The sequence below is a fragment of the Pseudomonas sp. FW305-28 genome, assembly GCF_017351395.1.
GTDB lineage: Bacteria > Pseudomonadota > Gammaproteobacteria > Pseudomonadales > Pseudomonadaceae > Aquipseudomonas > Aquipseudomonas fluorescens_AA.
This window is the reverse complement of sequence record NZ_JACNDD010000216.1, coordinates 1-7,948: the sequence shown is the minus strand read 5'-3', so window position 1 is coordinate 7,948 and position 7,948 is coordinate 1. Positions and strand designations below refer to the sequence as shown.

Genomic DNA, 7,948 nt, shown 5'->3' with positions numbered 1-7,948 from the left:
GTTCAGACGAAAATCTTTTTCCGCCGCGTCGAAGCGCTGCAGCATACCCGCGGTAGGCGAGCCCATCTTGCTGACCAGGTAGATGGCCAGGCTGGCGAAGATGAAGCCCGGGATGATTTCGTACAGGCCCAGCAGCGCGAAATGCTTCCAGACGATCACGGTGATTGCACCCACCAGAATGCCGGCGAGCGCGCCATTGCGGGTCATGTTCTTCCAGATGACGGAGATCAGGACAACCGGGCCGAAGGCAGCACCGAAACCGGCCCAGGCGTAACTCACCAGACCCAGTACGCGGTTTTCCGGGTTAGCGGCCAGGGCAATGGCGACCAAGGCCACCAGCAGCACCATGGCGCGACCGACCCAGACCAGTTCCAGCTGGGAAGCGCTCTTGCGCAGGAAGGTCTTGTAGAAGTCTTCGGTCAGGGCGCTGGAGCACACCAGCAACTGGCAGCTCAGGGTACTCATCACCGCCGCCAGGATGGCCGACAGCAGTACACCGGCAATCCATGGGTTGAACAGCAGTTTTGCCAGCTCGATGAACACGCGCTCTGGGTTCTCGGTCACGGGGCCGGCCACATCGGGGTGCGCCGAGAAGTAAGCGATACCGAAGAAGCCCACCGCCACGGTGCCGCCCAGGCACAGGATCATCCAGGTCATGGAGATGCGACGGGCATTGGCGATCGACTTGACCGAATCCGCCGCCATGAAGCGCGCCAGGATGTGCGGTTGGCCGAAATAACCCAGGCCCCAGCCCATCAGCGAGATAATGCCGATGAAGGTGGTGTTTTTCAGCATGTCGAAGGACGAAGGATCTTTCGCTTCGATGGCCAGGAACGTGGTGTCCACGCCACCGGTCGCCAGCAGCACGATGATCGGCGTCAGGATCAGCGCGAAGATCATCAGGGTCGCTTGCACGGTGTCGGTCCAGCTCACGGCCAGGAAACCGCCAACGAAGGTGTAGGCGATGGTCGCGGCAGCACCGGCCCACAGCGCTGTCTCGTAGGACATGCCGAAGGTGCTTTCGAACAGACGGGCACCGGCCACGATGCCGGAAGCACAGTAGATGGTGAAGAACACCAGGATCACCACCGCGGAGATGATCCGCAGCAGGCCGCTCTTGTCTTCGAAACGGCTGGAGAAGTAATCCGGCAGGGTCAGGGCGTCACCGTTGTGCTCGGTCTGTACCCGCAGGCGACCGGCCACGAACAGCCAGTTCAAGTAGGCGCCGACGATCAGGCCGATGGCGATCCAGCTTTCCGACAGGCCAGACATATAGATGGCACCCGGCAAACCCATCAACAACCAACCGCTCATGTCGGAAGCACCGGCGGACAAGGCCGTGACCACGCTGCCCAGGCTGCGACCGCCCAGGATGTAGTCGGAAAGGTTATTGGTGGAGCGGTAAGCCATCAGGCCGATCAGGACCATGGCTGCGATGTAGATCACGAAAGTGATCAAGGTGGGATTACTAACACTCATGAGTTACGCCCTGGCTTTGTTTTTATGGTGCGGTGGCAGTTGGAAGCGCCGACAACGCAGACGTTGTAGCGACGATTTGCAGTCCCGCGAATTTATGACTGATGTTTCCCCAGGAAAGCCATCAGCCGATGCCCCTCGGCTTGGAGCCGGTTGCACCTTGGCCGCGAATGCTATTCAACAAATCAAATAAGGTGCAACCAGTTTCGCTCGAATAAGTTGCACCTGATCGGTTTTATCGCAAAAACGCCGTTTTTTGCTCCCTTTTAGTGCAGTCCGTAGCGCATCACTAGAAGTCAAAGCACTAAGCCGGTGCAGGATTGACGGGGTCGCCCTGGCTTCCGGATGAGCTGCCTGTCATTTCAAGAAAAAAAGGGTTGCACCCGGTTGCACCTCATCCATCCCACAGCTAATCTTGCCGCCAGCTGATGCCACGCCATACGTGGTAAACATGAGGATAAAAATATGGCTACCACCACCCTTGGGGTCAAACTCGATGACCCGACCCGCGAACGCCTCAAGGCGGCCGCAACCTCGATCGATCGCACGCCGCACTGGCTGATCAAGCAGGCAATTTTCAATTACCTGGAAAAACTCGAGGGTGGTGCAACCCTGACCGAACTGAACGGTTCACCCCGCGCCGACAGCGATGATGCCGGCGACGTACAGGTCGACCATGCTCACCAATGCTTCCTCGAATTTGCCGAGAGCATCCTGCCGCAATCGGTCCTGCGCGCCTCCATTACCGCCGCTTACCGTCGCCCTGAGCCGGAAGTGGTGCCGATGCTGATCGAGCAGGCCCGCCTGCCGCTGGAAATGGCCGAAGCCACCAACAAGCTGGCGGCTTCGATTGCGGAAAAACTGCGTAACCAGAAAAGTGCCGGCGGCCGTGCCGGTATCGTTCAGGGCTTACTGCAGGAATTTTCCCTGTCGTCCCAGGAAGGCGTGGCCCTGATGTGCCTGGCCGAGGCACTGCTGCGCATCCCGGACAAAGGCACTCGTGATGCACTGATCCGCGACAAGATCAGCACCGGCAACTGGCAGCCGCACCTCGGCAACAGCCCGTCGCTGTTCGTCAATGCCGCCACTTGGGGCCTGTTGCTGACCGGCAAGCTGGTCGCCACCCATAACGAAACGGGCCTGACCTCCTCCCTGAGCCGCATCATCGGCAAGAGCGGCGAGCCGATGATCCGCAAGGGCGTCGACATGGCCATGCGCCTGATGGGCGAACAGTTCGTCACCGGCGAAACCATCGCCGAGGCCCTGGCCAACGCCAGCAAGTTCGAAGCCAAAGGTTTCCGCTATTCCTACGACATGCTGGGTGAAGCCGCACTCACCGAACATGACGCCCAGAAGTACCTGGCCTCGTACGAACAAGCCATTCACTCGATCGGCAAAGCGTCCCATGGCCGTGGGATTTATGAAGGCCCGGGCATTTCCATCAAGCTCTCGGCCCTGCACCCGCGCTACAGCCGCGCCCAGTACGAGCGCGTCATGGACGAGCTGTACCCGCGCCTGCTGTCGCTGACCCTGCTGGCCAAGCAATACGACATCGGCCTGAACATCGACGCCGAGGAAGCCGACCGCCTCGAACTGTCCCTGGACCTGCTGGAGCGCCTGTGCTTCGAGCCGCAGTTGACCGGCTGGAACGGCATCGGCTTCGTGATCCAGGCCTACCAGAAGCGTTGCCCGTATGTGATCGACTACGTCATCGACCTGGCCCGGCGCAGCCGCCACCGCCTGATGATTCGCCTGGTAAAAGGCGCGTACTGGGACAGCGAGATCAAGCGCGCCCAGGTCGAAGGCCTGGAAGGCTATCCGGTGTACACCCGCAAGGTGTACACCGACGTGTCCTACATCGCTTGCGCGCGCAAGCTGCTGTCGGTGCCGGAAGTCATCTACCCGCAATTCGCCACGCACAACGCCCATACCCTGTCGGCCATTTATCACATCGCCGGTCAGAACTATTACCCGGGCCAGTACGAATTCCAGTGCCTGCACGGCATGGGTGAACCGCTGTACGAACAAGTTGTAGGCAAGGTCTCCGAAGGCAAGCTGAACCGTCCGTGCCGTGTGTACGCCCCAGTTGGCACCCACGAAACACTGCTGGCCTACCTCGTACGCCGCTTGCTGGAAAACGGCGCGAACACCTCGTTCGTCAACCGCATCGCCGACCAGTCGATTTCCATTCAGGAGCTGGTGGCCGATCCAGTGGCCAGCATCGAGCAGATGGCAACCCTGGAAGGCGGTTTCGGCCTGCCGCACCCACGTATTCCGCTGCCACGCGACCTGTATGGCAGCGACCGCGCCAACTCCAGCGGCATCGACCTGGCCAACGAGCATCGCCTGGCGTCGCTGTCCTGCGCCCTGCTGGCCACTGCCCACAACGACTGGAAAGCCGCGCCGATGCTCGGTTGCGCTGCCAGCGAAGAAACCCCGGCAGCGGTGCTGAACCCGTCCGATCACCGCGATGTGGTCGGCCATGTGCAGGAAGCCACGGTTGCCGACGTCGACAACGCCATCCAGTGCGCCCTCAACGCCGCACCGATCTGGCAGGCCACGCCGCCAGCCGAACGTGCCGCGATCCTCGAGCGTGCCGCCGACCTGATGGAAGGCGAGATCCAGCCGCTGATGGGCCTGCTGGCCCGCGAAGCCGGCAAGACCTTCGCCAACGCCATCGCCGAAGTGCGTGAAGCCGTGGATTTCCTGCGGTACTACGCGGTGCAGGCGCGCAACGATTTCACCAACGACGCCCACCGCCCTCTGGGCCCGGTGGTCTGCATCAGCCCGTGGAACTTCCCGCTGGCGATTTTCAGCGGCCAGGTTGCCGCCGCACTGGCCGCCGGCAACCCGGTTCTGGCCAAGCCCGCCGAGCAGACGCCGCTGGTGGCTGCCCAGGCGGTGCGCCTGATGCTCGAAGCCGGCATTCCGGAAGGCGTCCTGCAACTGCTGCCGGGCCGTGGCGAAACCGTTGGCGCCCGCCTGGTCGGCGACGATCGGGTCAAAGGCGTGATGTTCACCGGCTCCACCGAAGTCGCCCGGCTGCTGCAACGCAACATCGCCGGACGCCTGGACAACCAGGGCCGACCGATCCCGCTGATCGCCGAGACCGGCGGCCAGAACGCCATGATCGTCGACTCCTCGGCCCTGACCGAACAAGTGGTCATCGACGTCGTGTCCTCGGCCTTCGACAGTGCCGGCCAGCGTTGCTCGGCCCTGCGCGTCCTGTGCCTGCAGGAAGATTCCGCCGACCGCGTCATCGAAATGCTCAAGGGCGCCATGGCTGAAGCACGTCTCGGCAACCCTGAGCGTCTGTCGGTAGACATCGGCCCGGTGATCGATGCCGAAGCCAAGGCTGGCATCGAGAAACACATCCAGGCCATGCGCGACAAGGGGCGCACCGTGTACCAGATGGCAATCGCCGACAGCGACGAGTGCAAGCGCGGCACCTTCGTGATGCCGACCCTGATCGAGCTGGAAAGCTTCGACGAGCTGCAGCGGGAGATCTTCGGTCCGGTGCTGCACGTGGTGCGCTACAAGCGCAAGGAACTGGGTCAGTTGATCGACCAGATCAACGCCTCCGGCTACGGCCTGACCCTGGGCGTGCACACACGCATCGACGAGACCATCGCCAAGGTGATCGACAACGTCCATGCCGGTAACGTCTACGTCAACCGCAACATTGTCGGCGCCGTGGTCGGTGTGCAGCCGTTTGGTGGCGAAGGCCTGTCGGGCACCGGCCCCAAGGCCGGTGGTCCGCTGTACCTGTACCGCCTGCTGTCGACTCGTCCTACCGATGCGATCCAGCAGTCCTTCGTCCGTGGCGATGCCTTGGTTGCGCCGGACCTGCGCTTGCGCGATGCCATGAGCAAACCGCTGACCGCCCTGCAAGCTTGGGCCGACAGCCAGAAGCTCGCCGAACTGAGCGCCCTGTGCGTGCAGTTCGCGGCCCAATCGCAAAGCGGCATCACCCGCCAGTTGACCGGCCCGACCGGCGAACGCAACAGTTATGCCATCCTGCCGCGCGAGCACGTGCTGTGCCTGGCCGACGTGGAAGGCGACCTGCTGACGCAACTGGCGGCCGTACTGGCCGTGGGCGGCTCGGCCGTATGGCCGGAAACCGACACCAGCAAGGCCTTGTTCGCCCGCTTGCCGAAAGAGATTCAGGCACGCATTCAGCGGGTTGCCGACTGGACCAAGGACGATGTGCTGTTCGACGCGGTCCTGCACCACGGCGATTCGGACCAACTGCGCGACGTTTGCCAGCAGGTGGCCAAGCGTGCCGGCGCCATCGTCGGGGTGCATGGTTTGTCCCAGGGCGAGACCAACATTGCGTTGGAGCGTTTGGTGATCGAGCGGGCCTTGAGCGTCAATACCGCCGCGGCGGGGGGTAACGCCAGCCTGATGACCATCGGCTAAACCCGCTGTAGACCAGGCACCTGCAATGGGTGCCTGATTAACGAAATCCCTGTGGGCATGAACGCTGTGGGAGCAAAGCTTGCTCCCACATTTTGATTAGCGTCACCCTCGCTCCTCCATCACTCAAATCAATCATCCTGTTCAGCCTCCATTGCCACGCCTAGACTCGGCCCATTCCAAAAAAAGGTAGGCCGCCATGTCCGAGACGTTGCTCAGTTCCCGTAATCTGGCTTTCGAGCTGTACGAAGTCCTCGATGCCGAGGGCCTGACCCAGCGCGAGCGGTTTGCCGAACACAATCGCGAAACCTTCGACGCAGCCCTCGGCACGGCCCGCAGCATCGCCGAGAAATTCTTCGCGCCCCACAACCGCAAGAACGATGAAAACGAACCGCGCTACGAGAACGGCCAGGCGATCCTGATTCCCGAGGTGAAGCCAGCGGTGGATGCCTTTCTGGAGGCCGGTTTTCTCAATGCCGCGCGCAGCTTCGACGCCGGAGGCATGCAGTTGCCGACACTGCTGTCCCAGGCCTGCTTCGCACACTTCCAGTCGGCCAATGCCGCATCGACCTCCTACCCGTTCCTGACCATGGGCGCGGCGAACCTGATCGAAAGCTTCGGCAGCGAGGAGCAGAAGCAACGCTTCCTGCAACCGATGATCGACGGCCGCTTCTTTGGCACCATGGCCCTGACCGAACCCCATGCAGGTTCTTCGCTGTCGGATATTCGTACACGGGCAGAGCCTGCGTCCGATGGCACCTATCGACTCAAGGGCAACAAGATCTTCATCTCCGGCGGCGATCATCCGCTGTCGGAAAACATCGTGCACATGGTCCTGGCGAAATTGCCGGACGCGCCGCCGGGCGTGAAGGGCATTTCGCTGTTTATCGTGCCCAAGTTCCTGGTCAACGACGATGGCAGCCTCGGCCCGCGTAACGACGTGCTGCTGGCCGGGCTGTTCCACAAGATGGGCTGGCGCGGCACCACGTCGACCGCGTTGAACTTCGGCGACAACGGCGAATGCGTCGGTTACCTCGTGGGCAAGCCGCACCACGGCCTGAGCTACATGTTCCAGATGATGAACGAGGCGCGCATCGGCGTCGGCATGGGTGCGGTGATGCTGGGTTACGCCGGCTACCTGTATTCCCTTGAATACGCCCGCGAACGTCCGCAAGGCCGGGTGCCCGACAGCAAGGATCCGACCACCGCCCCGGTGGCGATCATCCAGCACGCCGACGTGCGCCGCATGCTGCTGACCCAAAAAGCCTACGTCGAGGGCTCGTTTGACCTGGGCTTGTACGCAGCGCGGCTGTTCGACGACACCACCACCCTGGACAGCGAAGCCGAGCGTCGGCGCGCCCATGAACTGCTGGACCTGCTGACCCCCATCGTCAAATCCTGGCCCTCGGAGTTCTGCCTGAAAGCCAACGAACTGGCGATCCAGATCCTGGGCGGTCACGGCTACACCCGCGAATACCCGGTGGAGCAGTATTATCGCGACAACCGCCTGAACCCGATCCATGAAGGCACCCATGGCATCCAGTCCCTGGACCTGCTGGGGCGAAAGCTGGCGCAGAACGGCGGCGCCGGGCTCAAGCAGTTGATCCGCCTGGTGGCCGACACCATTGAACGGGCCCAGGCGCACCCATCGTTGACGCCATTACACCAGCCACTGGAAGCGTTGGTGGCGCGGCTGCAAACCGTCACCCTGGGCCTGCTGACAGACCTGGCCCAGGGCAAGGTCAACAGCAGCCTCGCCAACTCGGCGCTGTACCTGAAAGTGTTTGGGCACATGGTGATCGGCTGGCGCTGGCTGGAACAGGCGATTCGTGCCGAGGAAGGCCTGGCCAGGGGCAATGCCGCGGACAGCGACTTCTATAAAGGCAAGCTGCAAGCGGCGCGCTACTTCCTGACCTGGGAAGTGCCGGGGTGTCACCATGAGCTGGCGATTCTCGAGGCGCGGGATGATACGTGCCTGGGGATGCGGGATGAGTGGTTCTGAGGCAAGACTCGTGGCGCGGCTGAAATCCAATCGCGAGCAGGCTCGCTCCCACAG

The 7,948-nt window shown here is 62.4% G+C and carries 3 protein-coding genes; 2 read left to right on the top strand and 1 reads right to left on the bottom strand.

Going from position 1 to position 7,948, the window contains the following annotated elements; genetic code table 11:
* Positions 1-1,479, bottom strand: a 1,479-nt coding sequence (putP, locus tag J4E53_RS28775; protein WP_207268248.1) for a sodium/proline symporter PutP, incomplete at its 3' end; no start/stop codon positions are given.
* 462 nt (positions 1,480-1,941) lie between these two features.
* Between putP and putA the strand changes: the two genes are divergently transcribed.
* The gene (gene putA, locus J4E53_RS28770) at positions 1,942-5,895 is read left to right on the top strand and encodes a trifunctional transcriptional regulator/proline dehydrogenase/L-glutamate gamma-semialdehyde dehydrogenase (protein WP_103309963.1); all 3,954 of its coding nucleotides are present in this window, start codon (positions 1,942-1,944) and stop codon (positions 5,893-5,895) included.
* A 196-nt stretch (positions 5,896-6,091) separates the two neighbouring features.
* Entirely contained in the window at positions 6,092-7,894 is a 1,803-nt protein-coding gene (locus J4E53_RS28765) for an acyl-CoA dehydrogenase (RefSeq protein ID WP_060739488.1), read from the top strand.
* Positions 7,895-7,948 lie beyond the last annotated feature (54 nt).